The organism is Bacillus sp. es.036 (assembly GCF_002563635.1).
GTDB lineage: Bacteria > Bacillota > Bacilli > Bacillales > Guptibacillaceae > Guptibacillus.
Map to the genome: position 1 here is coordinate 474,043 of NZ_PDIZ01000003.1, position 25,575 is coordinate 499,617.

21 protein-coding genes and 2 pseudogenes are annotated in these 25,575 nt (G+C 40.2%); 18 read left to right on the plus strand and 5 right to left on the minus strand.

The window, feature by feature from the left end; all coding sequences use genetic code 11:
- The first annotated feature begins 17 nt into the window (after positions 1-17).
- From ATG70_RS21265 to ATG70_RS21310, 12 genes and pseudogenes are all read left to right on the plus strand, one after another.
- Positions 18-2,171, plus strand: coding sequence for a transglycosylase domain-containing protein (locus tag ATG70_RS21265; protein WP_098446452.1), 2,154 nt, complete (start codon positions 18-20; stop codon positions 2,169-2,171).
- 218 nt (positions 2,172-2,389) lie between these two features.
- Positions 2,390-3,430 carry a uroporphyrinogen decarboxylase gene (hemE, locus tag ATG70_RS21270; protein ID WP_098446637.1) on the plus strand — a complete coding sequence of 347 codons (1,041 nt, stop codon included), beginning with the start codon at positions 2,390-2,392 and terminating at the stop codon, positions 3,428-3,430.
- A gap of 24 nt (positions 3,431-3,454) precedes the next feature.
- Positions 3,455-4,408, plus strand: a complete 954-nt coding sequence (hemH, locus tag ATG70_RS21275; protein WP_098446453.1) for a ferrochelatase — start codon at positions 3,455-3,457, stop codon at positions 4,406-4,408.
- Positions 4,401-5,807: a protoporphyrinogen oxidase gene (hemY, locus tag ATG70_RS21280; RefSeq protein ID WP_098446454.1), complete on the plus strand. Its 1,407-nt coding sequence runs from the start codon at positions 4,401-4,403 to the stop codon at positions 5,805-5,807. Before hemH ends, hemY begins: the two co-directional genes overlap by 8 nt.
- Positions 5,808-6,038: 231 nt before the next feature.
- Positions 6,039-6,425 (plus strand): annotated as a pseudogene (locus ATG70_RS23010) (LytS/YhcK type 5TM receptor domain-containing protein); the annotation flags it as partial.
- A 126-nt stretch (positions 6,426-6,551) separates the two neighbouring features.
- Positions 6,552-6,683: pseudogene (locus ATG70_RS23015) on the plus strand (histidine kinase dimerization/phospho-acceptor domain-containing protein); the annotation flags it as partial.
- Between the two features lie 54 nt (positions 6,684-6,737).
- Entirely contained in the window at positions 6,738-7,214 is a 477-nt protein-coding gene (locus ATG70_RS23020; protein ID WP_373560807.1) for an ATP-binding protein, read from the plus strand.
- Between the two features lie 10 nt (positions 7,215-7,224).
- Positions 7,225-7,806 (plus strand): TetR/AcrR family transcriptional regulator, encoded by a 582-nt coding sequence (locus ATG70_RS21290; protein ID WP_098446456.1) that lies wholly within the window; start codon positions 7,225-7,227, stop codon positions 7,804-7,806.
- Positions 7,807-7,996: 190 nt separating this feature from the next.
- Positions 7,997-10,324 carry a YhgE/Pip domain-containing protein gene (locus tag ATG70_RS21295; protein ID WP_098446457.1) on the plus strand — a complete coding sequence of 776 codons (2,328 nt, stop codon included), beginning with the start codon at positions 7,997-7,999 and terminating at the stop codon, positions 10,322-10,324.
- A 194-nt stretch (positions 10,325-10,518) separates the two neighbouring features.
- Positions 10,519-11,658 carry an ABC transporter ATP-binding protein gene (locus tag ATG70_RS21300; RefSeq protein ID WP_098446458.1) on the plus strand — a complete coding sequence of 380 codons (1,140 nt, stop codon included), beginning with the start codon at positions 10,519-10,521 and terminating at the stop codon, positions 11,656-11,658.
- Complete coding sequence (locus ATG70_RS21305) at positions 11,651-12,313, plus strand: ABC transporter permease (RefSeq protein ID WP_098446459.1); 663 nt, start codon at positions 11,651-11,653, stop codon at positions 12,311-12,313. The genes ATG70_RS21300 and ATG70_RS21305 overlap by 8 nt, the downstream gene beginning before the upstream one ends.
- A gap of 14 nt (positions 12,314-12,327) precedes the next feature.
- Complete coding sequence (locus tag ATG70_RS21310; RefSeq protein ID WP_098446460.1) at positions 12,328-13,227, plus strand: glycine betaine ABC transporter substrate-binding protein; 900 nt, start codon at positions 12,328-12,330, stop codon at positions 13,225-13,227.
- A 45-nt stretch (positions 13,228-13,272) separates the two neighbouring features.
- Here ATG70_RS21310 and ATG70_RS21315 read toward each other — a convergent pair whose 3' ends face one another.
- Genes ATG70_RS21315 through ATG70_RS21325 form a run of 3 tightly spaced genes read right to left on the minus strand, consistent with a single transcriptional unit; the run spans position 13,273 to position 16,250 of the window.
- Entirely contained in the window at positions 13,273-14,196 is a 924-nt protein-coding gene (locus ATG70_RS21315) for a glycine betaine ABC transporter substrate-binding protein (RefSeq protein WP_098446461.1), read from the minus strand.
- 11 nt (positions 14,197-14,207) lie between these two features.
- The gene (choW, locus tag ATG70_RS21320) at positions 14,208-15,041 is read right to left on the minus strand and encodes a choline ABC transporter permease subunit (protein ID WP_098446462.1); all 834 of its coding nucleotides are present in this window, start codon (positions 15,039-15,041) and stop codon (positions 14,208-14,210) included.
- A complete protein-coding gene (locus ATG70_RS21325; RefSeq protein ID WP_098446463.1) occupies positions 15,042-16,250 on the minus strand; it encodes a quaternary amine ABC transporter ATP-binding protein in 1,209 nt (402 codons plus the stop codon). It lies immediately after the preceding gene.
- A gap of 394 nt (positions 16,251-16,644) precedes the next feature.
- On the opposite strand from ATG70_RS21325, the gene ATG70_RS21330 reads away from it, so the two are divergent.
- On the plus strand, positions 16,645-17,112 hold the full coding sequence (locus ATG70_RS21330) for a GbsR/MarR family transcriptional regulator (protein ID WP_373560808.1): 468 nt from the start codon (positions 16,645-16,647) through the stop codon (positions 17,110-17,112).
- Positions 17,113-17,227: 115 nt separating this feature from the next.
- On the opposite strand, the gene ATG70_RS21335 is transcribed toward ATG70_RS21330, so the two are convergent.
- Entirely contained in the window at positions 17,228-17,956 is a 729-nt protein-coding gene (locus ATG70_RS21335; RefSeq protein WP_098446465.1) for an amino acid ABC transporter ATP-binding protein, read from the minus strand.
- 217 nt (positions 17,957-18,173) lie between these two features.
- Here ATG70_RS21335 and ATG70_RS21340 point away from each other — a divergent pair, with 217 nt between their 5' ends.
- From ATG70_RS21340 to ATG70_RS21355, 4 genes are all read left to right on the plus strand, one after another.
- Positions 18,174-19,847, plus strand: a complete 1,674-nt coding sequence (locus tag ATG70_RS21340; protein WP_098446466.1) for a glycoside hydrolase family 13 protein — start codon at positions 18,174-18,176, stop codon at positions 19,845-19,847.
- Positions 19,848-20,074: 227 nt separating this feature from the next.
- A complete protein-coding gene (gene tkt / locus ATG70_RS21345) occupies positions 20,075-22,075 on the plus strand; it encodes a transketolase (protein ID WP_098446467.1) in 2,001 nt (666 codons plus the stop codon).
- 114 nt (positions 22,076-22,189) lie between these two features.
- Positions 22,190-23,152 (plus strand): sugar-binding transcriptional regulator, encoded by a 963-nt coding sequence (locus tag ATG70_RS21350; protein WP_098446468.1) that lies wholly within the window; start codon positions 22,190-22,192, stop codon positions 23,150-23,152.
- Positions 23,149-23,895, plus strand: a complete 747-nt coding sequence (locus ATG70_RS21355) for an MBL fold metallo-hydrolase (RefSeq protein ID WP_098446469.1) — start codon at positions 23,149-23,151, stop codon at positions 23,893-23,895. Before ATG70_RS21350 ends, ATG70_RS21355 begins: the two co-directional genes overlap by 4 nt.
- Before the next feature lie 207 nt (positions 23,896-24,102).
- Here ATG70_RS21355 and ATG70_RS21360 read toward each other — a convergent pair whose 3' ends face one another.
- On the minus strand, positions 24,103-24,297 hold the full coding sequence (locus tag ATG70_RS21360) for a hypothetical protein (protein WP_098446470.1): 195 nt from the start codon (positions 24,295-24,297) through the stop codon (positions 24,103-24,105).
- A gap of 172 nt (positions 24,298-24,469) precedes the next feature.
- On the opposite strand from ATG70_RS21360, the gene ATG70_RS21365 reads away from it, so the two are divergent.
- A complete protein-coding gene (locus tag ATG70_RS21365) occupies positions 24,470-25,459 on the plus strand; it encodes a lipoate--protein ligase (RefSeq protein ID WP_098446471.1) in 990 nt (329 codons plus the stop codon).
- Positions 25,460-25,575: the final 116 nt, after the last annotated feature.

Sequence of the window (25,575 nt, forward strand, 5' to 3'; positions counted from 1 at the left end):
AGGGAGTGCCATATAGAATGAAAAAACTCGGCATAGGCTTAATCGCAACTCTCGCCGTGTTCCTAATTGGGTTATTAGGATACTTAGGGATATTATTAGCAGGAAACTATGTTATTGACGAAAAAAAGCTTGTAATGAATTCTGCAACCGAACTCGTCGATGAAGATGGTGATCTTATAACGAAACTTTATTTCGAAAACCGTGAACCTATTTCAATAGATGACATCCCTGATCATGTCCAAGAAGCATTTGTAGCAACAGAAGACAGTCGCTTCTATGAACATCATGGTTTGGATGTGAAAGCAATAGGAAGAGCGCTCTATCGTGACATTTTAGCAGGTGGGAAAGTGGAAGGAGGAAGTACAATCACACAGCAACTCGCTAAAAATGTGTTTCTAACGAATGATAAGTCGTGGCTTAGGAAAACAAAAGAAGCCGTTATTGCAATTAATCTCGAACGGAGTTATAGCAAAGAAAAAATTTTAGAAATGTACTTGAATCAAATTTATTTCGGTCATGGGGCCTATGGTATTCAATCTGCTTCTACAATGTTTTTTAACAAACCCGCTTCAGAATTAAGCGTAGAGGAGGGGGCCATGCTTGCGGGTCTCCCGAAAGCACCATCTAATTATTCGCCTATTAACCATCCAGAAGAAAGTAAAGATCGACGTGATCTTGTTTTAACATTGATGGAAAAGCATGATTATTTAACACCAGAAGAAGCAGTTCGCCTTCAGGGAAAAACGCTTGCTCTTGATATTGCTGAGGTTACGAAAGAACCGGCATATCTTACGTATATTGATATGACACTTCAAGAAGCTAAGACACGATATAATTTATCGAACGAAGAGGTGCTGAGGGGTGGTTATCAAATCGTTGTACCATTAAATCCTTCATTGCAGAAAGCCGCATATGAACAGTTTCAAAATGATGCTCTATTTCCAGGAAGCGACGCAGAAACCCCACCACAGGGAGGGTTTTCCATGATGAATGCAGCAAGCGGAGGTGTAGTGGCCGTTCAGGGAGGTCGTGATTACGTTCAGAAAGGGTTTAATCACGTTACAGCCAAAAGACAACCTGGTTCTGCTCTAAAACCATTAGCGGTTTATGCTCCGGCGCTTGAGAAAAAAGAGTATAGTCCTTATACGTTACTTAAAGATGAGAAGATTGATTACGATGGTTACTCACCATCCAATTATAATAATCAATACAAAGGCAAACTTTCACTTTATGATGCTGTAAGAGTGTCGGCGAATGCCCCTGCTGTTTGGCTTCTAAATGAAATTGGTATTCCGTATTCCAAATCTTATCTTGAGAAAAGTGGACTTTCGATTGAAGATCGTGACCTGAAAATCGCACTTGGCGGGATTGATAAGGGCGTATCACCATTTGAAATGATGGCAGCTTATCGACCGTTTATTGAAGATGGGAAGCAGATTGAGCCATTTTTTATTAGTAAACTATACAATAATGATGGCAAGCTTGTGGGAGAAGCCAATCAGACTGAAGAAAAAGTTTATTCAAAGCAAACGGCATGGTATATGACTAGGATTCTTGAGGGCGTTGTAAAGAATGGTACTGCTACAAGTGGTAAGTCGGAGGTGGCAGTTGCTGGTAAAACAGGAACCACTTCTTATGAAGGAGTATCAGGAGGCTCTCGCGATGCCTGGTTTGTTGGATTCACTCCTGAATACGTTGGTGCTGTTTGGATGGGGTACGATAGAACCACAGATTCACACTATTTATCTGGTGGAAGTGAATATCCTGTTCAATTGTTTAAAGAAGTTATTAATGCCTCTTCGAATGAAAATAGTCAGAAGGAGTTTAAGAAACCTTCAGGTGTGAAAGATATGGAGAAACCAATCTCTCTTCCTACTATTAATGATGTTAAAGCTGAGTTTGATTTTCTATATGGTCTACCGGCAGTCAAACTAAAGTGGACCGCTTCATCAGATGAGCGTGTCGTTTATCACATTTATGAAATAAAAGATGGAGAGCGAGAGCAAATCGCTGAAGTAGATGGAACGGGAGAGTATACTAGAAATTCGATTTCTTTCTTTGGATCTGTATCATATGAAGTTGTACCATTTAATCCGTTAACAGATCAAGAAGGTGAAGTATCTAATGAGGCTTCGGTTAGCTTATTTGATAGGTTTAAAAATAGTGAATAAGAGAAACAGAAAACAAGCGCAATAAAGAAAAACAGAAAATGAGTGAGGAAATTCACTTTTTTGCTAAAGGAATTGTGTTAAAGTATACGATGTAAACGGCTTCAAAGTTGGACGATTTTATGACTTTTTTCTTCAATATCTGTACACTGAAGCTAACGATCGCTATAGTATGTAAGGATGTATAAATGAACGTTGTGGAATTAGAAAGGTGGACAAGCATGAATAAAGCAACATTTAATGATCAATTTCTTCGGGCATGCCGGGGGGAAGAAACGGACCATACACCTGTATGGTATATGAGACAAGCTGGGCGATACCAAGCCGAGTATAGAAAGATCAGAGAAAAGTATTCGTTTCATGAGATGAATTTGAATCCGGAAGTAGCAGCGGAAGTAACGCGATTTGCTGTTGAACAACTTGGGGTTGATTCAGCCATTCTATTTGCGGATATTATGACGCCTCTTCCGTCTATTGGAATAGATGTTGAAATTAAATCAGGAATTGGTCCTGTTATTGATAATCCGATTAAAACAAGATCTGATATTGATCGACTTGGCGAACTTGATCCATTGAAAGATATTCCGTATGTGATGGAGACCATTAAAATGCTTCGAGACCAGCTATCTGTTCCATTAATTGGATTTAGCGGGGCGCCGTTTACTGTAGCGAGCTATATGATTGAAGGTGGGCCGTCTAAGAATTATCATAAAACCAAGGCATTTATGTATTCAGATCCTGAGGGATGGTATCAACTAATGAATAAGCTTGGAGATATGACAATTGCTTATCTTACAGCTCAAGTACAAGCAGGAGCTCAGGCGGTTCAGCTTTTTGATTCATGGGTAGGTGCGCTAAACGAAGCGGATTATCGAACTTATATTGCACCAGTGATGAATAGAATTTTCTCACGTCTTAAAGAATTGAATGTGCCGCTCTTAATGTTTGGGGTTGGAGCTAGTCACCTTATTCAGGAGTGGAATAAGCTTCCTGTCGATGTGATTGGAATTGATTGGAGAATATCAATTAAGAAGGCGAGAGAAGTGGAAGGCATAACAAAGCCTCTAATGGGGAATCTAGAGCCGGCTCTCCTTCTTGCTCCATGGGATGTTATTGAGGAAAGAACGAAGGAAATCCTTGATCAGGGGATGGAAACACCTGGATTTATTTTTAATCTTGGACACGGTGTGTTTCCGCAAGTTCAAGTCGAAACCTTGCAACGTCTTACTCACTTTGTACACGAGTACACACGAAAGAAATAGTTAAAGAAACGGGGGAGGTATGGGATGAAGCGAACCATCGGCCTACTAGTTATGGCCTACGGTACACCGCGAAGTGAAGCAGAAATTGAACCATACTATACACATATACGTCGGGGGAAACGACCTACAGAGGAAATGCTGCAGGATTTAATTGAACGCTATGAAGCCATAGGCGGTATATCTCCCCTATCAGATATTTCGAAAGAACAGGCTCAAAAATTAGAAGATCACATGAATAAACAGTTTGGCGATGAGGTCACGTTTAAAAGCTATCTTGGTTTAAAGCACATTGAACCTTTTGTAGAAGATGCAGTCCGCAATATGCAAAAAGATGGAATAGAGGAAGCGGTTAGTATTGTGCTAGCTCCACACTATTCGACTGTTGGTGTAAAAACGTATAATGAACGAGCTAGAACAGAAGCAAACAAGCTAGGTTATCCCGATATAGTAGCGATTGATCAATGGTACAACGAGCCGAAGTTCATTCAATACTGGGTCAATCAGCTTCAATCCTATTTAAGCCAAATAAGTGAGCAAGAGAAACAGAAAACGATTGTTATTTTTTCTGCTCATAGCTTACCAGAAAGAATACTAAAAGAAGGCGATCCTTACCCAGCTCAGCTTGAGGAAACAGCAAAACATATTGCAAAGAGAGCTGGTATTGATCACTATGCGGTAGGTTGGCAAAGCGAAGGAAATACGCCTGACCCCTGGATTGGACCGGATATTCAGGATTTAACACGTGATTTGTTTGAACAGGAAGGCTACACAGGTTTTATCTATTGTCCTGTTGGTTTTGTCGCAGATCATCTTGAAGTATTATATGATAACGATTATGAGTGTCGACAGATGACTGATGAACTTGGGGCAGCTTACCATCGTCCAGAAATGCCAAACGCGACAAATGAATTTATTGAGATCTTAGCAACAGTTGTGACGAACGAATTAATTAAAAAGAAGATGATAAGTCATGAATAAGCAAACAAAAAAAATTGTCATTATCGGAGGCGGAATCACGGGTTTAACAGCCGCCTACTATCTTCAAAAAGAGATGAGAGATGCTCATCTCCCATATGAGATAACGTTACTTGAAGGCACGGATCGTCTCGGTGGAAAGATTCAGACAGATACAACAAATGGCTTTGTAATTGAACGCGGTCCTGACTCTTTTCTTGCGAGAAAAGAGAGTGCGGCACGTTTGGTAAAAGAAGTTGGTATGGAAGATCAGCTTGTTCCGAATTCGACTGGTCAAGCTTTTGTGTTGAATAACGATCAGCTCTATCCAATACCGGGGGGAGCTGTGATGGGCATCCCAACTGAACTTTCACCATTCATATCGACTAAATTATTTAGCTTAAAAGGAAAATCAAGAGCGGCAGGAGATTTAATTCTTCCAAGAGCGAATAACGGAGATGCAGATCAATCGCTAGGATTATTCTTTAGAAGACGACTTGGAAATGAAGTGGTGGAGAATTTAATTGAACCGTTATTGTCAGGCATTTATGCAGGCGATATCGATAAACTAAGCTTGATGTCTACATTCCCGCAATTCTCAGAAGTGGAAAAGGAGTACCGTAGCTTGATAGTAGGTATGAAAAAGACAACGCCACCTTCTAGAAGAAGTACTGGTAAGAAAAAGCCAGCATTTTTAACGGTTAAATCAGGATTACAGTCCTTTGTCAGAACCCTCGAAGAAAAGTTAACAGATGTGCACATTCGAAAAAGTGTTAAGGTGGATCAGATACAGAGAAACCAGAACTCATATACGCTTCTGACAACGAGCGGAGAAGAATTAATGGCTGATTCCATCATCGTTACAACGCCGCATCAGCAAGTTTTTCACATGCTGAGAGAGCATGAAGAAGTCGCTCCATTGCAAGAAATGCCTTCTACAACAGTTGCCACAGTTGCAATGGCCTTTCCAGAAGAAGCGATCAAAAAGGCAATGGACGGCACAGGGTTCGTTGTATCTCGAAATGCTGATTACACCATTACAGCTTGTACCTGGACTCATCGGAAGTGGGAACACGCTGCACCAAAAGGAAAAGTTCTTCTTCGTTGCTATGTTGGAAGAGCAGGGAAAGAAGAAATCGTCGACAAGAGTGATGAAGAAATTGTACAGACGGTATTAAACGACCTGAATCAAATTATGGAAATTGAGGGCCATCCTGAGTTTTATCGTATTACAAGATGGCGACAGTCGATGCCGCAATATGAAGTCGGTCACCGTGAAAGAATCGATAAGGTAATAAAAGGTATCCATCAGAAAATGCCTGGTGTTTTTCTGGCAGGTGCTTCTTATAATGGAGTAGGTCTTCCTGACTGTATTGACCAAGGCGAGGAAGCTGTTACTTCAGTTCAAAACTATTTGAAATAAGGTTAAGGACACATCCATTAGATGTGTCCTTAAATGTGTTTTGCTCTAAATTCTTTGCCGTCTCAATCTGGAATGATTATCTAATTTTGTTAGTGTCGAAAGAGGTCTAGTGGTAGAATGTAAATGGCAACAATTAGTCTCAAAGGAGAAATAATCATGTTAGAGATGGCAAGACCTTTACTTGTTAATATTGCAATGCTCTTCTCAGTGTTATTTATCTGGAATATGGTCATGCCATTTACGAGAGCAAGCTCAATTAATTTAAAAGAAAAATTAATATACGGAGCAATCAGTTCAGTGATGGCGTTGCTTTGTATGCTTTTCCCACTGGAGACATTCGGAGATACTGTATTTGATTTACGAGTTGTTCCTCTCATTCTTGTCACTCTTTATGGTGGTAAACTGCCTGGGATCATTTGTACACTTACCATTTCTACTGGCCGATTGTGGATGGGCGGCGAGAATGCATGGGTGGGTGTATTAATCGCTGTTATAGGGTTTATCGTTGCTAGTAGTTTTGGCCCTTATTTCCGAAAGTCTATTCGAAAGTGGAAGGGAATTCTAATTACTGGTGGAGTGTTTATCCTTTCTTACATCGTGATTCTCATTCTATTCTTAGATCCGTTACAATCTTATTTCTATCCCATTTATTTTACTGCATTTATGATTGCTTATTTTATTATCTTTTACTTAACAGAGCGGTTAGTTATGATTAACATTCAGCTTCAAGAAACAGTATATTTAGAAAAGTTGTCTGTGGCAGGGAAAATGGCAGCGGCGATTGCGCATGAAATTCGAAATCCTTTAACAACGATTAAAGGACTGCTACAGTTTATCTCAAGTGACACTGAGGATAGTAAAGTAAAAAATTATGCTCCACTCATGCTCGAAGAAGTTGAACGAACCAATAAAATTATTACGGACTACCTGATGTTAATTAAACCAACTAAAGATAACTATGAACAGGTTGATTTGAACAAGGTTGTGAAAGATACAACGGCTCTAACTGAAGTACTTGCCTCTTATTATAATGTGAAAATTCATTATGAAGAAAAAGGTGAATTTTTAATATGGGGGAACTCTCAAGAATTAAAACAATGCTTAATAAATTTAATTAAAAATGCGATTGAATCCATAGAAGGCGAAGGTCTTATTCTTGTAGCTTTGCAATATGGGACAAAAAAAGGTACGGTAGATATCGTGATTCGTGACAATGGGGCAGGGATGAGTGAACAAGAACTTGAGAAGATCGGTTTGCCATTTTATACAACAAAATCGAAGGGAACTGGACTCGGTACGATGATTACAAATCGATTAATGCGTAATGTTGGGGGGAAAGTTCACTATACAAGTGCCCAGGACGTTGGAACAACCGTAACTGTCACATTGCCAATTATAAAACAATAGGAGGAGTAAGATGACGTTCGATCGAAAGAAAAGCATAATGGAAGCAGCTGAAAAATCATTTTCAATGTTTGGCTACAAAGCGACAACAATGGATCAAGTTGCTAAAATTGCGAATGTAGGGAAGGGAACAATCTATAATTTCTTTAAAAATAAAGAGGAACTGTTCAATGAAATTGTACGGGGAATGGTTATTGAACTAAAAGAACTTGCTCAAGATTCCATTCATAGAGAGGATACGTTTTTTGAAAATCTTCATCGTGCGCTTTATAGTGTATTGGAACATCGGCGGGAGCATAAGTTGGCGATAAAGCTCTCTCAAGAAGTACGTGAGATTGGAACCCCTGCAGCTATGGATGCTTTGAACCTTGTAGAAAAGGCGATCCTTCATTTTCTTGAACAAGAGATTGAACGTGGCATTTCAGATGGCGAAGTGAAAAGATGTGATCCATCTCTTGCAGCCTTTCTTATGTTTAAAATGTATATCGCGCTTATTTTCGATTGGGAAAAAACGCATCCTTCCTTTAGTAAAGAAGAAATTGCAAATCACCTTGAATTTTATATGATGAGTGGAATTAAGACGGAAGAGCAGTAGTGAAAATAAAGTAAGCTACTGCTATTGCTATTCTAAATAAAGGGTGATATATTATCTCTTGTGGCAAAAAAATGACCAGAATAAAAAAACGGTCACATCACTTTCAATCCATAGTAAGTAAAGAAAAGTCTTTTTTTTTGAGGTAAAATGACCATATGAGGAATTTGGTCAATTAGACAGGAGGGTAAATATGAAGAAGTCATCAAAACAATTTCGCTCTGAATGGGCGTCATTGCTTAAGAATAAAAAAATCTTAATTCCAGTAATTGCTGTGTTGTTTATACCGGTGTTATATAGTGGCATGTTTTTATGGGCGTTCTGGGATCCATACGAAAATTTAGATCAGATTCCAGTCGCTGTTGTTAATAGTGACAATGGGGCGGATTTTGAAGGGGAGCATCTTGAAATAGGGAATGAGCTTGTCGATAAGTTGAAAGATGAGCCTGAATTCAAGTGGGATTTTGTTGATGAAGAAGAAGCAAATAAAGGTCTTGAAGATCAAACCTACTATATGAAGATTCATATCCCAGAAGATTTTTCTGAGAAATCGACGACCGTTCTTGATGAACATCCTGATAAATTAAACTTAGAATATGTGCCAAATGAGAGTTTTAACTTCTTAGCTGGGCAAATAGGCGGAACGGCTGTTAGTGAAATCAAATCACAAATTGCTGAAAACATCACTGAAAATTATAGTGAGCTCGTCTTTGATAAGTTTAGTGAAATAGCTGATGGTCTTTCAGATGCATCAGAGGGAGCAGGAGAGCTTGCGGATGGTTCTTCTGATCTAAAAGATGGTACAAAGCAACTGAAAGATAATCTTGCCGTGCTTAATGAAGGATCGATTGAGTTAACAAATGGCTTAAGTAGTGCAGAAAACGGATCCGTTGATCTTGCAAATGGCATTAGTGAAGCGAACCAGGGAACGACTGATTTATTAGATGGGTTGAAAGAAAAACAGCCACAAGTTAGTCAGTTAGCTGATGGATCTTCTCAACTCAGTAATGGGCTTGGTGAACTTAGCAGCAATATGGGAGATTTTAAAGGTGGACAAGAGCAGCTTCTGGCTGGTGTGAAGCAAAGCAGAGATGGAACAAAGCAGTTGATGGATGGCCTAAATGCTTCAGTTTCAGCATTAGAAAATAAATCATTACCTTCTGTTGATGCAGAAGGACTGAAACAATCACTAACAAGTGGCGTGACGAATGCCTCAGCTGTTCCTAAGGAATTGCAGGGTGTTATAGAGTCAATTCAAGGAAGCGATCAGTATACGGATGAGCAAAAGCAAGCGCTGATTAGTCAGCTTCAACCAATTGCTGAGAAGTCTGGTACAGCAGCGAAGTCAGTTGGAGAAGCAGCTACGAAATTTTCAAACGAAGCAGAGAAACTTTCAGGTGCATCTTCAAGTCTAGATGCTCTAGTAGAAGGGCAGCGTCAGCTTGCCCAGGGAGCCACGGCATTATATGAAGGACAGGGCGATCTTGAACAAGGTCTAGAAAAATTTGGTGACAAAATAAATCAAGCTAATGCTGGGATCGATCAACTGCATAACGGTGCTATACAGGTTGCAGATGGAACCAATACGGTTTCCACAGGCTGGAATTCATTGATCGATAACGTAGGAACACTCAATTCTGGTATGACAGAATTATCTAGTGGTTCACAAGAGTTAGCATCCGGACTTTCAGAGTTAGAAGGAGGATCTTCAGAAATAACTTCTGGTGCAGGGAAATTAGCAGATGGATCTAAAGACCTTGATAACGGAGCACAGAAATTAACAGATGGTACATCAGAGCTTAGGGATAAACTAGGAGATGCCGCGGAAGAAACATCAAATACGAATGCTGATGATGAGACGTACAGTATGTTTGCTGATCCAGTTAATGTAGATACAGAGGCTGTCTCAGGCGTACCAAACTACGGAACCGGATTTGCACCTTACTTCCTTTCCCTTGGTTTGTTTGTAGGGGCACTTCTCATGTCTATTGTATTTCCACTTCGTGATCCAGCAGGAACGCCACGAACGGCAATCGGTTGGTTTATGAGTAAATACGGTATTTTATTAGTAGTTGGCGTAATTCAAGCACTTGTCTCTGATGCTGTTCTTTTATATGCATTGCAGATTGAAGTGCAGAGTGTGCCGTTATTCTTACTCTTCTCTGTCGTATCAAGTCTCGCTTATATGACATTGATCCAATTCTTTGTTACGACATTAGGAGATCCAGGGCGATTTGTAGCGATCATTATCTTGATTTTACAATTAACAACAAGTGCCGGTACGTTCCCACTTGAGTTAATTCCTGAAGGGTTACAAGTGTTTAATACTTGGTTGCCAATGACGTACACCGTTTCAGGATTGAAAGCTGTTATTTCCAGCGGAGATTTTGCATTCATGTGGAAGAATGTCTACGTATTATTAGGATTTATTGCAATCTTTGCCATTGGAACGATCACTTTCTTCTTTGTAGAATTGAAGAAACGTAAGAAACATGGGTTGGAACCTGCGATGAACGAATAAGAAATCTATGATCTATGAGGCTAGTTTAATCAATTGATTAAGCTAGCCTCTTTTCTTTTGATAATTGGTTGGAAAAACGATACAGTATTAGTAAGAAAGTTGTGTTATTGTGCGATAAATAGTTTACGCCTAGGAAAAGAACGGGTAAATACAATAAAGTTATGGATTTATAGGGAGGCAGGAGAAGCGATAGAATGATTACTTTCGAGCATGTTAGCAAAAAGTTTGCTGATGGTACTGAGGCGTTGAAAGATATTAATTTACATATCGAACAAGGCGAATTGTTAACGTTAATTGGCCCGAGTGGATGTGGTAAAACGACCACTATGAAAATGATTAACCGTTTAATCGAACCGAGCGGAGGTCAGATTTCCATTGATGGAAAACCAATCTCTGACCAAGATCCTGTTGAATTAAGAAGGAGTATCGGATATGTCATACAGCAAATTGGTCTCTTGCCACATATGACAATTGCAGAAAATATTGCACTCATTCCTAAATTGAAAAAATGGGATAAAAGCAAAATAGATAAACGAGTTGATGAAATGCTGAACCTTGTTGGACTTGAGCCATCAGTATTTCGGTCTCGCTATCCACTTGAGTTAAGTGGAGGTCAGCAGCAGCGGGTCGGTGTCATTCGTGCCCTTGCAGCAGAACCTCCCATCATTTTAATGGATGAGCCTTTTAGTGCACTCGATCCAATTAGTCGTGAACAGCTTCAAGATGAGCTTGTGAAATTACAAAAAGAAATCCAAAAAACGATTGTTTTTGTCACCCATGACATGGATGAAGCGATGAAGATTGCCGATCGGATTGCGATCATGAAAGACGGTGAAATTCTTCAACTCGATACACCTGATCGTTTGTTACGTCATCCAAAGAATGAATTTGTTCGCAATTTTATAGGGGATGAACGGATGGCTAAGGGACAAGCTCCTACTGCAGTTGATTTAATGATTCAAAAAGTAGCGACTGTTAAAGAGAGCAGAGGTCTAGCTGAAGCTTTTCGGCTAATGAAATCAGAGCGTGTGGATAGTCTCGTCGTCACTGGCCCTGAACAGGAATATAAAGGTGTCGTGACTCTTGATCAGGTTCAGAAGCATTATGAAGGTGATACAAAACGAATTGTAGATGTCATTGAAATCATTGAGCCAATTCAGAGAAACACGCTTTATCCTGAAATCGCAAAACGCTTTGCTGAAAAGCAACCAATCAGTATCCCTGTAGTAGAAGGGGAAAAGCTGACGGGATTAGTCACGAGAAGTAGCATGATGCGCGGACTAGCTGGTCTTGAGCAACTCGGTTATAAGGAGGAGGAACCTCTGAATGAATGAGGAAAACTTTTTTGTTTTATTTATTGAAACGATGCAAAATCGTTGGGATGATATTTTTGTTGCGCTTCAGGAGCACCTTTTCCTATCATTTATATCGATTGTAATTGCCATCTTAATCTCAGTTCCACTTGGTATCTTTATTTCCAGACGCAAGAAGTTGGCTGAGCCGTTTATTGCCGTAGCTGCTATTTTTCAAACGGTTCCGAGTCTTGCATTGTTTGGTTTTCTTATTCCGTTTCTTGGAATCGGAAATATTACTGCCATCATCGCATTAACGGTGTATGCACTTCTTCCGATTTTAAGGAATACATACACGGGCATCACATCCGTGGACCAATCTTCCATTGAAGCTGGGAGAGGGATGGGGATGACAAGTATGCAGATTTTAATGAAGATTGAAGTACCTCTTTCTCTTCCTGTCATTATGGCGGGCGTTCGTACGGCTACCGTATTGACGATCGGGGTAGCAACTCTAGCGACGTTTGTTGGTGCAGGAGGATTAGGTGATATTATTTATCGAGGACTAACGTCTAATAAAGATGAGCTTGTGCTAGCTGGTGCACTACCGGCAACCATTCTTGCTCTTGGTTTTGACCTAATTCTAAAGTTATTAGAAAACGCGGCAACTCCTAAAGGAGTTAAAGCAAAAAAATAAAGGGAGAGATTTGATTGAAGAGATTGACCGTGCTTTTACTGGGTGTATTGATGGTTCTTGCTGCATGTGGGGGAGACAGTGGAAGTGAAGAAAGTGATCCAATTGTTATTTCCGGTAAGCCGTGGACAGAGCAATACATTTTACCGCATCTTCTTGCAGAGTACATAAAGGCGAATAGTGACTATGAAGTAGAAGTTGATGCAGGTGTTGGAGAAGTGAATATTCTTCAACAGGCGCTAGTTGATGGTGACATTGATATGTATGTTGAATATACCGGTACTGGTCTTGAAGCGGTATTAAAAGAAAGTGCTGAATCGGATGAATCGGCTGATGAAATTTTTGAACGAGTGAAAAAAGGCTATAAAGATGAATATAACCTTGTTTGGCTAGAGCCTTTAGGCTTTGAAAATGGATACACGCTTGCGATGACCCAAGAAACAAATAAAGAGGTGAATGCAGAAACATTTTCAGACATCATCCCAGCTTCAAATGATTTGGTATTTGGTGGACCACACACTTTCTATGAAAGAGAAGATGGTTACGATGCACTCGTAGAAGCTTATGGATTTACTTACAAGGATGAAGTGAGTCTAGATCCAAACATCATGTACGATGCTTTAAATGAAGGAGAAGTTGACGTCATTCCTGCCTTTACCACTGATGGTCGAATTGCTCGTTTTGATCTTGCTACAACAGAAGACGATAAGCAATTCTTCCCACCATATTATGCTGCACCAATTGTTCGCCAGGAAGTTCTTGATTCCCATCCGGACCTTGAGAAGGTTGTGAATGAATTTGCTGGAAGTATTTCAGAAGAAGAAATGTCTGAGATGAATGCAAAAGTTGATATGGATGGAGAAGAACCTGAAGATGTAGCTGTTGAATTCTTGAAAGACAAGGGATTGATCGAATAATAAAAAGCGAGATGAGGAATTCCTCATCTCGCTTTTTCATTGATGTTATTCAGCTGGTTTTAAATCTTCAATCGAATCAGCTTCAACGTAAGATGGCACAACAAGTCCAGTTTTCGCACCTTCAAGGTTTGGTCCAAGACGGTCCATGTTGTCACCATACTCATCTAGAAGATCAGCGTGTGTAATTGGAAGCCATCCAGCTACCATTGCATCAGCATCACCTTCAGAAACAGCGATGAACATAGAAGCAGCATCAAGCTGAGTTAACTCTACTTTATAACCCATGCTTTCAAGTACTTTCGCAACGACGTTTGTACTTGCGATTTCAGAATCCCATGCAACATAGGCAAGCGAGATTTCTTCGCCGTCTACTTCATCAGCTCCGTTTGTCCATTCTTCAACCATATCTGTATGTTCGTTTACCCAGTTTTGTGCGGCTTCTTCAGGCTTAGCACCTTCTTGAATTTCAACCATTACAGAACTCATATCTTCTGGAGTCCAGTTGAACTGATCAAGAATTGTATGAGCAGAAGGTTGATCTTCTTTTAATCCTTTACGTGCAAATGTTTCGATATTTTCTTCTTCACCATAAAGTCCTTTTGGATCTTCAAGGTATTTAAGATCATATTTCGCGAACATCCAGTGTGGCGTCCAACCAGTTACGATAATTGGCTCTTCGTCTTCAATGGCTTTCCCAAGTTCTGCGGCCATCGCTGCAGAAGAAGACTCGATTAATTCCCAACCTTTCAAGCTATCGTACTCTTCAAGTGCAGAAGTTGTAGCTTTCATAATTCCAGCACCAGGTTCAATTCCTACAATTTCATAATCTACTTCTTCTCCAACGTTTGCTCCACCTTCGCTAGAGCCTTCACTACTATCTCCGCCATTATTTCCGCCGCAAGCAGCAAGAATCAATGTAAGTGACAAAAATAATGCTAGTCCTGTTAACCCTTTTTTAAAGTTAAACATGTAATTCCCCCTTAGTTTTTTGTTTTACCTATATTTTGAGAAATCCGGTCGAGCATAATCGCTAGAATAACGATTGCGAGACCAGCTTCAAAACCAATACCAACTTTAATTTGTGTTACAGCTCGATAAACATCTGCCCCAAGGCCAGGTGCACCTACTAGAGATGCAATAACAACCATTGAAAGGGAAAGCATAATGCTTTGGTTAATTCCCGCCATAATCGTAGGTGTTGCAAGCGGTAGCTGTACTTTAATTAATTTCTGTTTCGTAGTAGAACCAAATGCATTTGACGCTTCAATTAAGTCTTCAGGTACTTGACGAATCCCAAGGTTTGTTAAGCGAATCGTTGGGGGCATCGCAAAAATAACAGAAGCGATGATACCTGGTACCATCCCAATTCCAAAGAACAAAATGGCAGGAATGAGATAAACGAATGCAGGCATTGTCTGCATAAAATCAAGAACAGGTGTAATAATGCCTCTTACTCGGTCACTTTGTGATGCCCATATTCCAAGTGGAACACCAAGAATGATGGATATAATAACCGAAGTTAACACGAGAGCGAGTGTTTCAATTGTTGGATCCCAATAACCTAAATTATCTATTAGTAGTAGACCAAGTAACGTAAAGATGGCAACTGGCCATCGACTTGACCACCAGGCCAAGATCGTAAAGATAGCAATTAGCACAAGCGCTGGCGGGAAGCCTAGAATTGAAACAATTCCTTCAACAAACCAATCGATACCAGATGTAATGCCATCAAAAACAGGTTCAAGATTATCAGTAAGCATATCAACAAAGCTGTCTACCCAATCAGCTAATGGAATCTTAGGAAATAGTTGCATTTAGCTCACCTCTCCTTTCGCTGATTCTGTCTCATTGCCGGCTAGCGCTCCGATAACAGCTCCTCGTACAATGATGCCTTTAAACTTATCGTTTTCATCAATGACCGGAAGTGGGAGAGACGAGCTTGCCATTTTCACAAACATATCGGTTAATAATGTATCAGGTGCGACAGTTGGAAGGTCTGTAATGAGAATATCAGCAATTTCTTTTTTGGCTTCAATGGCTTTTGCAGCATCATCCGCTGTAATGGCACCAATTAATTTTTGCTTTTTATCCACGATATATAAGCTAGAAAGTTTTTGTTCACGCATAAGTTGAAGCGCTACACGTGGGCCTCTATCAGCTCTTAGTGTTTCAGCTCGCTTCATAACGTGAGAAGCTGTTAATACTTTTGAAAGGTCGACGTCTTCCACAAATCGTTCAACGTAGTCATTGGCTGGATTCGTCATAATTTCTTCTGGTGTACCAATTTGAACAATGGAACCATCTTTCATTAAAGCGATCCGATCACCGATGCGAAGTGCTTCATCAAGGTCATGTGTAATAAAAACAATTGTTTTCTCCATAGACTCTTGAAGTTCAAGAAGTTCATCCTGCATATCTTTACGAATGAGTGGATCAAGCGCACTAAAAGCTTCATCCATCAAAAGAACATCGGGATCATTTGCAAGAGCGCGTGCAAGTCCGACACGCTGCTGCATGCCACCACTTAGTTCTGACGGATAGCTTTTTTCATATCCTTTTAATCCAACAAGTTCGAGTGATTCCTGCGCTTTTCCAGAACGTTTCTCTTTACTAATGTTTTGCACCTCAAGTCCGTACTCTGTGTTTTCTAGTACTGTCTTATGAGGGAAAAGTGCGAAACGTTGAAATACCATACTAAGCTTCTTTCGTCTAACATCGCGAAGCTGTTCAGGTTTCATCCTGACGATATCTTCATCATCAATGAGAACCTGTCCTGAAGTAGGTTCAATTAATCGATTGAGAAGCCGAACAAGTGTAGATTTACCACTACCTGATAGCCCCATGATAACAAAGATTTCACCGGGATATACGTCGAAACTTGCGCGGTTAACGCCAACCGTATTTCCGGTCTCTTTTAAAATCTCACTTTTTGATTTGCCCTGATCTAAAAGCTTTGTAGCTTGTTTGGGCGATTTGCCAAATATTTTGGTTACGTCTTTTACTGTGATTTTGGCTTTCTCCATAGTTTCACCTCTGCCTTTATTTCAAATAGTTAGCGGATAAAATTACAAAAATAACTGAAATATGTCGAAATTTACGATAAACAGTCATTTACTAGTCTTTTTTTACCGACCTATTAAGTATAGAGTGTAGGTACTTAATACTACAAACGTCGTGAGTGCTCAAATTCAGGTAATTCAGTACATACAGAAAAAACTGTACAAACTAAACGGGTAAATCCTTAAGTATCGTCTAGGATGCTAGTATATGCTACAAGGTTTGCTAGTAAACTTTACAATTCATGGGGTTAACACTAAACTATGAAATGACAAACGATTGGAAAAGTAGGTGCATAGTTTGCAAGATAAACGAGTAGAGAATGCAAGAGAACGAGTGATTGAATCAATCTCTAAAAATATGGATATTTATAGCGTAACTCCTTCTGTGGGCCGTTTATATGGCGCGATGTTTTTCGAAAAAGAGCCGATGACGCTTGATGAAATGAAGGATAAGCTTCAAATGAGTAAGACAAGTATGTCGACCGGAGTAAGGACATTAATCGACTTAAATATGGTGGATAAGGTGTGGAGAAAGGGGGAGCGTAAAGATCTTTACGAAGTGAAGTCAGATTGGTATCAAACCTTTACGGATTTCTTTTGTATCCATTGGCGAAAAGGAATTGAAATGAATCGGGATGCTTGCAAAGAGTCGATTGCTGAGCTAATGGAAGTGTTGGATGGCGATATTACGAATGAAGATAAGATCAAGGCTGAAGAAGACTTAGATAAGATGTCTTACGCTCTGGGATACTACGAGTGGTTGAACAAAGTAGTCGATTTATTTGAATCACGGAAGATATTTGATGTGATAGATAAGGAAGAATAGCTGAGATAATTGTAGGCGACAGCATTCATTATGATTTGCATAAAGGTACTATGAATGGTTGTTGATGTTCACTTTCTCCAAACAAAAACGTGCAGGAATTTCCTGCACGTTTTTGTTATAGGATTTTACTTAAGAAAGCCTGAGTTCGCTCATTTTGAGGATTTGAGAACAATTCGTTAGGGACGTTCTCTTCTACGATATAGCCGCCGTCCATAAAAATAACACGGTCGCCTACTTCACGTGCAAATCCCATTTCATGAGTAACAACAACCATTGTCATTCCTTCTTTTGCAAGGTCTTTCATTACTTCTAACACTTCGCCGATCATTTCAGGATCAAGGGCTGAAGTTGGTTCATCAAACAGCATGACGCTAGGTTCCATCGCAAGAGCTCTTGCAATCGCTACACGCTGTTTTTGTCCACCTGAAAGTTCGCCTGGGTAATTATTGGCCTTATCTTCAAGACCAACTTTAGCAAGAAGTTCCTTTGCTTTCTTTGCGGAGTTTTGTTTGTTTTCCCCTTTTACTTTAATGGGGGCAAGGGTTACATTCTCAACAACTGTTTTATGTGGAAAGAGGTTAAAATGTTGAAAAACCATTCCGACGTCCTGACGAACCTTATTGATATTCGTTTTAGGATCCGCAATATTATGACCATTAACGATGACGCTACCGCCCGTTATTTCCTCTAATTTATTTAAACAGCGAAGGAAGGTGCTTTTGCCTGAACCAGAAGGACCAACTACGCAAACAACCTCTTTTTCTTTTACATCTGTATTAATATTCTTTAATACTTCTAACTGTCCGAACGATTTCTTAAGATCTTTCACCTGGATGATACTCATTGTTGCAACTGTCTCCTCTCATTCTACTTTCTTCCTTCATGTAGAAGGAGCTTTCGATAAAAACCATTATATCAATCCTTTGCTCAATTAGAAAAGAACTTACCCTCAATGGAAAAGAAAACGTTTCACTTCTGCAGTTGTACTCTCGGTGACATTCTTCTATAATAGTCAGTGAAAACGTTTGCGCATAAGTTCACGGTATAAAGGAGGAGACTGCATGGCTCAACAGTGGTGGAAGGAAAGCGTTGTTTATCAAATTTATCCTAGAAGTTTTAATGACAGTGACGGGGATGGAATTGGTGATATTCGAGGAATTACAGAAAAACTAGATTATTTGAACGAATTAGGCATTGATGTGGTGTGGTTATCACCCGTTTATAAGTCACCGAATGATGACAACGGTTACGATATTAGTGATTATCGAACGATTATGGATGAGTTCGGAACGATGGAAGACTGGGAAGAGATGTTAGAAGGAATGCATCAACGTGGAATCCGTCTTGTAATGGACCTAGTTGTTAACCATTCTTCTGATGAACATGCGTGGTTTACCGAAGCGAGAAAATCAAGAGATAATCCGTTTCGTGAATATTATATATGGCGAGAAAGTAAGGAAGACCACCCTCCAAACAACTGGGGATCTTTTTTCGGAGGTTCTGCGTGGGAGTATGATGAAGAGAGTGAGGAATATTTTCTACATCTCTTTTCAAAAAAGCAACCTGACCTCAATTGGGAAAACGAAAAGCTAAGAGAAGAAGTGTATGATCTGATGAAATTCTGGCTCGATAAAGGGGTCGATGGATTCAGGATGGATGTTATAAATTTGATTTCCAAAACGCCTGGCTTACCAGATGCCGAAGTAACGGATGATTCTCCTTATCAGTGGGGAGGAGATTACTTCGTAAATGGTCCGAAATTCGTAGAATACATGAACGAAATGAACGAAAAGGTTTTATCAAAATACAATGTGATGACGGTTGGCGAAATGCCATTGGCCACGCCTGAAGATGGTAAAAAGTACACGAATGAAAATGATGGTATTGTGAATATGCTGTTTCAGTTTGAACACATGGATGTAACAAGTGGACCTGGAGGTAAATGGGATCAACAGGCTTGGAAACTAACGGATTTAAAACGGATTATTTCAAAATGGCAGACTGAGCTTCACGGTACTGGGTGGAATAGTTTATATATGGAGAATCATGATCAGCCTCGTTCAGTTTCTGTATTTGGAGATGATCAGGAATATCGTGTAGAATCAGCCAAGATGCTGGCTGCGTGGCTTCATTTTCTCCAAGGAACGCCATATATTTATCAAGGACAAGAGCTCGGGATGACGAATGTCTACTTTGATAATATCAAGGATTACGAGGACATCGAAACGCTTAATATGTATAACGAAGAAGTTGTTGAAAAAGGAAGAAATCCAGAAGAAGTACTCGACGCTATCTATAAAAAAGGCCGTGATAATGCACGGACGCCTATGCAGTGGACTGATGAGAAGAACGCGGGGTTTACGACTGGAACTCCATGGTTAAAAGTGAATGGTAATTATCACGAAATTAATGCGAGAAAGGCGTTAAGTGACGAAAATTCTATTTTTTACTTTTATAAAAACTTAATTCGCCTTCGAAAAGAGCTTCCTGTACTTATCCATGGTAATTATCAGTTACTTTTAGAAGAGGATGAGAATTTGTATGTGTACACGAGGAGTTATCAGGACACAACGTTGGTTATTGCTGCTAACTTCTCGAAAGAAACGAGTGAACTGAATCTTCCAGAAACGTTAAACGGCGGAAAACTACTCGTTCATAATTACCACGATGTGGCGAATCAGTTGCAAAATGAGTCGAACATGCGCCCTTATGAAGTGAAAGTGTATATGCTGTAAGTTTAAGCGCGGGCACAGCCTGCGCTTTCTTTCATTTGGGTTGTACTTTATCGTTTTTTAAAGGATTGAATTCTTTATTTCGAGGGAAGATAATTTTGAGAAAAAGAATTTTGTTGAAAAGTATTCGGTTTCCTTTTTCTTTTTGTTTCACTCATGTATAATAACAGATGTACATTTGTTCATTAGGGATTTTACTAAATTTCAATATAAAAAAGGAGTGTATACATATGACAACGACTCAAATGGATTCACTTGCTGTAAATACGATTCGTACGCTAGCAATCGATGCAGTTGAAAAAGCCAACTCAGGTCACCCAGGCATGCCGATGGGAGCTGCACCTATGGCCTACACGCTATGGAGTCAGTTCATGAATCACAATCCATCTAACCCGGATTGGTTTAACCGCGACCGTTTTGTTCTTTCAGCAGGTCACGGTTCAGCACTATTATATAGCATGCTTCACTTGTTTGGATATGACGTAACAATGGAAGATTTAAAATCATTCCGCCAGTGGGGAAGCAATACTCCAGGACACCCAGAATTCGGTGAGACACCAGGAGTAGACGCAACAACTGGACCACTAGGCCAGGGACTTGCGATGGCAACTGGTATGGCAATGGCTGAACGTCATTTAGCTGCAACGTATAACCGAGATAACTTTAATGTCATTGATCACTATACGTACAGCATTTGTGGAGATGGCGACTTAATGGAAGGCGTATCTTCAGAGTCAGCTTCACTCGCTGCACATTTGAAGCTTGGTCGTCTTATTGTTATGTATGATTCAAACGACATCTCTCTTGATGGTGATCTTGATCAGTCCTTCTCAGAAAACGTTCAACAACGTTATGAAGCATACGGCTGGCAAGTGATTCGCGTTGAAGATGGAAATGACATGGATACTATTGCGGACGCTCTTAAACAAGCGAAAAGCAATACAGAGCAACCGACACTAATTGAAGTGAAAACAACAATTGGGTATGGTTCACCAAACAAAGGTGGCAAAAACACTTCTCATGGTGCACCACTTGGGAAAGATGAAATTCAGCTAGTGAAAGAAAACTATCAGTGGACTTTCGAAGAAGATTTCTATATTCCTGAAGAAGTGAAAGGCCAATTTGCAGACTTCAAAGAAGCTGGAAGCAAAAAAGAGCAGGAATGGAATGAACTTTTCAAAAAATACGAAGCACAATATCCAGAGCTTGCAAAGCAATTATCAGCAGCTCTAAATAATGAACTTCCTGAAGGTTGGGATAGCGAAGTTCCTACTTATGAAAAAGGAACAAGCACAGCATCTCGTGCTGCATCTGGAGAAGTTCTTAATGCTCTTGCTAAAAATAACCCGCAAATCTTCGGTGGATCAGCGGACCTTGCGTCTTCTAACAAAACAATGTTGAAAGATGAGCAGGACTTCTCACCAGCAGATTATAGTGGCCGTAATATTTGGTTCGGCGTACGTGAATTTGGAATGGCTGCAGCAATGAACGGAATTGCCCTTCATAAAGGTCTTCGTATCTTTGGAGCGACGTTCTTCGTATTCTCTGACTACCTTCGTCCTGCACTTCGTCTATCAGCATTGATGGGTGTACCTGTAACATACGTATTCACTCATGATAGCGTAGCAGTAGGAGAAGATGGTCCGACTCACGAACCTGTTGAGCAACTCGCTTCACTTCGTGCGATGCCAGGTCTTTCAGTTATCCGACCAGCGGATGGAAATGAAACTGCTGCAGCATGGAAGTTGTCTGTTGAAGCAACGGATCACCCAACAGCTCTAGTGCTTTCTCGTCAGAACCTTCCAGTTGTGACAGATTCACAGGAACAAGCATACGAAGGCGTTAAACGCGGTGCGTATGTAGTTGCTGGTGGCGAGAATGCGGAAGCCATTCTTCTTGCGTCTGGATCTGAAGTTGGTTTAGCAGTAGAAGCGCAAGAACTTCTTTCAAAAGAAGGCATTTCAGCTTCTGTTGTCAGCATGCCAAGCTGGGATCGATTTGAAAAACAATCAGCTGATTATAAGCAAAGCGTTCTACCAGACAACGTAACGGCTCGTCTTGGTATTGAAATGGGCGTATCATTTGGCTGGGATAAGTATGTTGGCCAAAAAGGTGATATTCTTGCGATTGACCGCTTTGGAGCATCAGCGCCTGGCGACACTGTTATTAAGGAATTTGGCTTTACTGCAGAAAATGTTGTCAATAAAGTTAAAGCAATGCTCTCCAAATAAGATAATCGTATCTTAAGACGAAGAGCGGAAGGCTTTCAGAAGGCGAAAATGGTCTTTCTGGAAGCCTTTTTCTTAACTCAAGACCATTAAATATTTGAATACACGGGTGTTGCTATGGATAAAGATAAACTAACAAAGGTGGTCGAAGCTGCCCGCTTATACTATCAATTGGACTATAGTCAACAGGAGATCGCAAAAAAATTAGCGGTTTCAAGGCCCACGGTTTCGCGTTTATTAAAACAAGCGAAAGCAGAAGGCGTTGTTGAAATTAAAATTCATGATCCATCCCAAGATGTTCATATGCTTTCATCAGAACTTGCTGATTTGTTTGGACTATTAGAAACGAGAGTCGCCATTGTTCCTCAATTTGAGGATGATCTTGTCAAAAAACATATCGGTAAAATTGCAGCTGATTATTTAAATACAGCTATACAAGACAATGATTTGATTGGTGTTTCATGGGGGACCACGCTTAATGAGATCGGTAAGAACCTTCGTCATAAGTTACTGAAAAACGTTTCGGTTGTTCAATTAAATGGCGGCATTAGTTATTCAGAAACCAATACCTATGCTTATGAAGTGATTCAAATGCTTGGCCGTGCATTTCATGCTACGAGCCATTTCTTGCCTGTTCCTGCCATAGTTGACCATCTTCTTGTAAAGAAAACGATGGAAGAAGATAGACACATTCGTCGTGTTCTTGACATGGGTCGGAATGCGAATATTGCCTTATTTAGTGTTGGAATTCCAACAAATGACTCGGTTATTGTACAGGCAGATTATGTATCAAAAGAAGAGCTTGAAGTCATTCATACGAGATCTGTTGGTGAAATTTGTTCGAGATTTTTTGACGAAAAAGGGAAGCTCATTCATAAGGAATTAAATGAACGTACAATTGGAATTGATCTACAAGAGCTTTCTACAAAAGAAAAGTCGATATTGGCGGCTGGTGGTCCTAAGAAAGTTGAAGCGATATATGGGGCATTGGAAGGTGGCTATGCCAATGTTCTTATAACGGATCACTTTACGGCTCGCGCTTTATTAGAGAAGAAAAAGCAGGGGAGGGATAAACAATGAAAATGACTGTATTAGGTCCGTGGGGAGGTTACCCTAAAGCTGGTGAAGCGAGTGCAGGGTATCTTTTCCAGAGTGAAGGCTATAACTTGTTAATTGATTGTGGAAGTGGTGTATTGGCACAACTTCAATATCACCTTTCCGTCGAAGAACTTGATAGTGTCATCATTAGTCACTACCATCCAGATCACATTGCAGATGTAGGGGTTCTTTATCATGGGCGCTTGATTCAATCCAAAACAAAATCTGAATTACCATTGCTACCGATCTATGGTCATTCACATGATGAAGCAGGTTTTAATAGTTTGGGTCATGAGCCTTATACCGAAGCGAGGTCTTACACGCAAGAAGATCGTTTAGAGCTCGGCCCATTTTCCATTACTTTTCAAAAAACAAAACATCCGGTTGTATGTTTTGCTATGCGCATAACTGATGGAAAGCATACCGTAGTGTTTACAGCAGATTCAAGCTATATAAAAGAGTTCGAAGTCTTTTCTGCTGGAGCTGACTTACTCATCTCAGAATGCAACCTTTATGCAGATATGGATGGTTCTAAAATGGGGCACATGAATAGTACGGATGCAGCAACGATTGCAAGCGCAGCGAATGTTTCCACTCTTATGTTAACGCATCTTCCGCATTTTGGAGAGTTATCGGATCTTCAAAAAGATGCAAAACAATACTTTGATGGGGAAGTTGTACTTGCTTCTACAGGACTAGTTTGGGATTCAGAAAAAGAGTTATAGTAAAAAGCCAGAAGAAGGACTCCTTCTTCTGGCTTTTTGAATAGGATTTCAAGATTGTCGAGGGTAAAAGGCGCTTCCGCTTTTCGTAGATCCAGCTGCAGCCTCCAGACCCTCGGTCACTTCACCCTCCAACTCGAACACAAAGACCGTGTTCAATTTGGAGGGCTCCAGTGCCTGCCGGGTCTAAACGGAGGCTTCCGCTTTTCGTTATTCCCCCAGCGTTGCGTCTAGTTTTCCGTTCATGTCCATTAGGAAGCCGATTTCTCGGCCTAGTAGGCGGGCTAGTTCTTTGGATTTTTTTTCGCCTTCGGATTTGATTTGTTCGATGGTTAGGCTTGAGTTTAGGTTTGATGCCCCTACGACGACGGGGATTTCACCTTTTTCGTAATAAACGATTTTCATATTGCTCCTCCTCAAAGTACGTTTGCTTACAATATTCGTACGGTAGCGGCTAGGAAAGGGTAGAGGTGTTGTGCTTTTTCATACTTTGGTCGGGGGGACATAAGTATCAGGTTTTGATTCCTTTACAACAATTCATTAGAATAGAGATAGAGAACATACAGGAGGTACAAGGATGCTTTATATAGATAATGAGAACATTATGGATGCTGGGATTAATCTAGCGATTGAGGAATACATTTTGAAGGAGCTTGATCCTGAGGAAACCTATTTGTTATTTTACTCGATGAATCCAACAGTTATTGTTGGGAAAAATCAGAATACCATTGAGCAAATTGATACGAGCTACATACGTGAGAATGGTGTGGATGTCATTCGTCGTCTTTCGGGTGGAGGCGCGGTTTATAACGATCAGGGTAATCTAAGCTTTAGCATTATCACGAAGGATGACGGCAATAGTTTTCACAATTATAAAAAGTTCACCGATCCGGTAGTAAAGGCACTTAGCAAACTTGGTGTAGATGCGGAGCTCAGTGGTCGAAACGATTTGTTAGTGAATGGGAAGAAAATATCAGGTAATGCCCAGTTTTCAACAAAGGGGAGAATGTATAGTCACGGAACGCTAATGTTTAATGTGAACTTAGAAAATGTAGTGAAAGCTCTAAAAGTAAATAAAGAGAAGATTGAATCGAAGGGCATTAAATCCATTCGCAGTCGCGTTACAAATATTAGTGAACATATGGATCAAGAGATGACGCGTGAGCAATTTAAACAAACGTTGCTTCAGTATATTTTCGAAGGAGAAAAAGAAATCCCCTCTTATGGCTTAACCGAAAAAGATTGGAAAGCCATCCACGAAATTGCGGAGGAACGATATAAGAACTGGGATTGGAATTATGGTCGCTCTCCAAAATTTAACGTTCAGCATTCTAAGCGTTTTCCGATTGGGTCAATAGATGTTCGTCTTGAAGTAAAGAAGGGGTACATCGAACAGGCTACGATTTTTGGAGATTTCTTTGGCGTTGGGGACGTGAAAAAGATAGAAAACCAACTAATGGGTGTTCGTTATGAACGTGGATCGCTTGAAGAAGCTCTTCAAGAAGTGGACGTATCTCATTATTTCGGGAAAATAACAAAAAAGGAATTTATTGATCTTCTATACTAAAAGAAAGGAGCTGGGAATCCAGCTCCTTCTTGTTTTGTTGCCCCTTTCTAGTTGTTCTAAATATTTTAGAACGTTTTTTTGTTGAGAATTAATTTATGAACTTTTCTTTGTTCCCC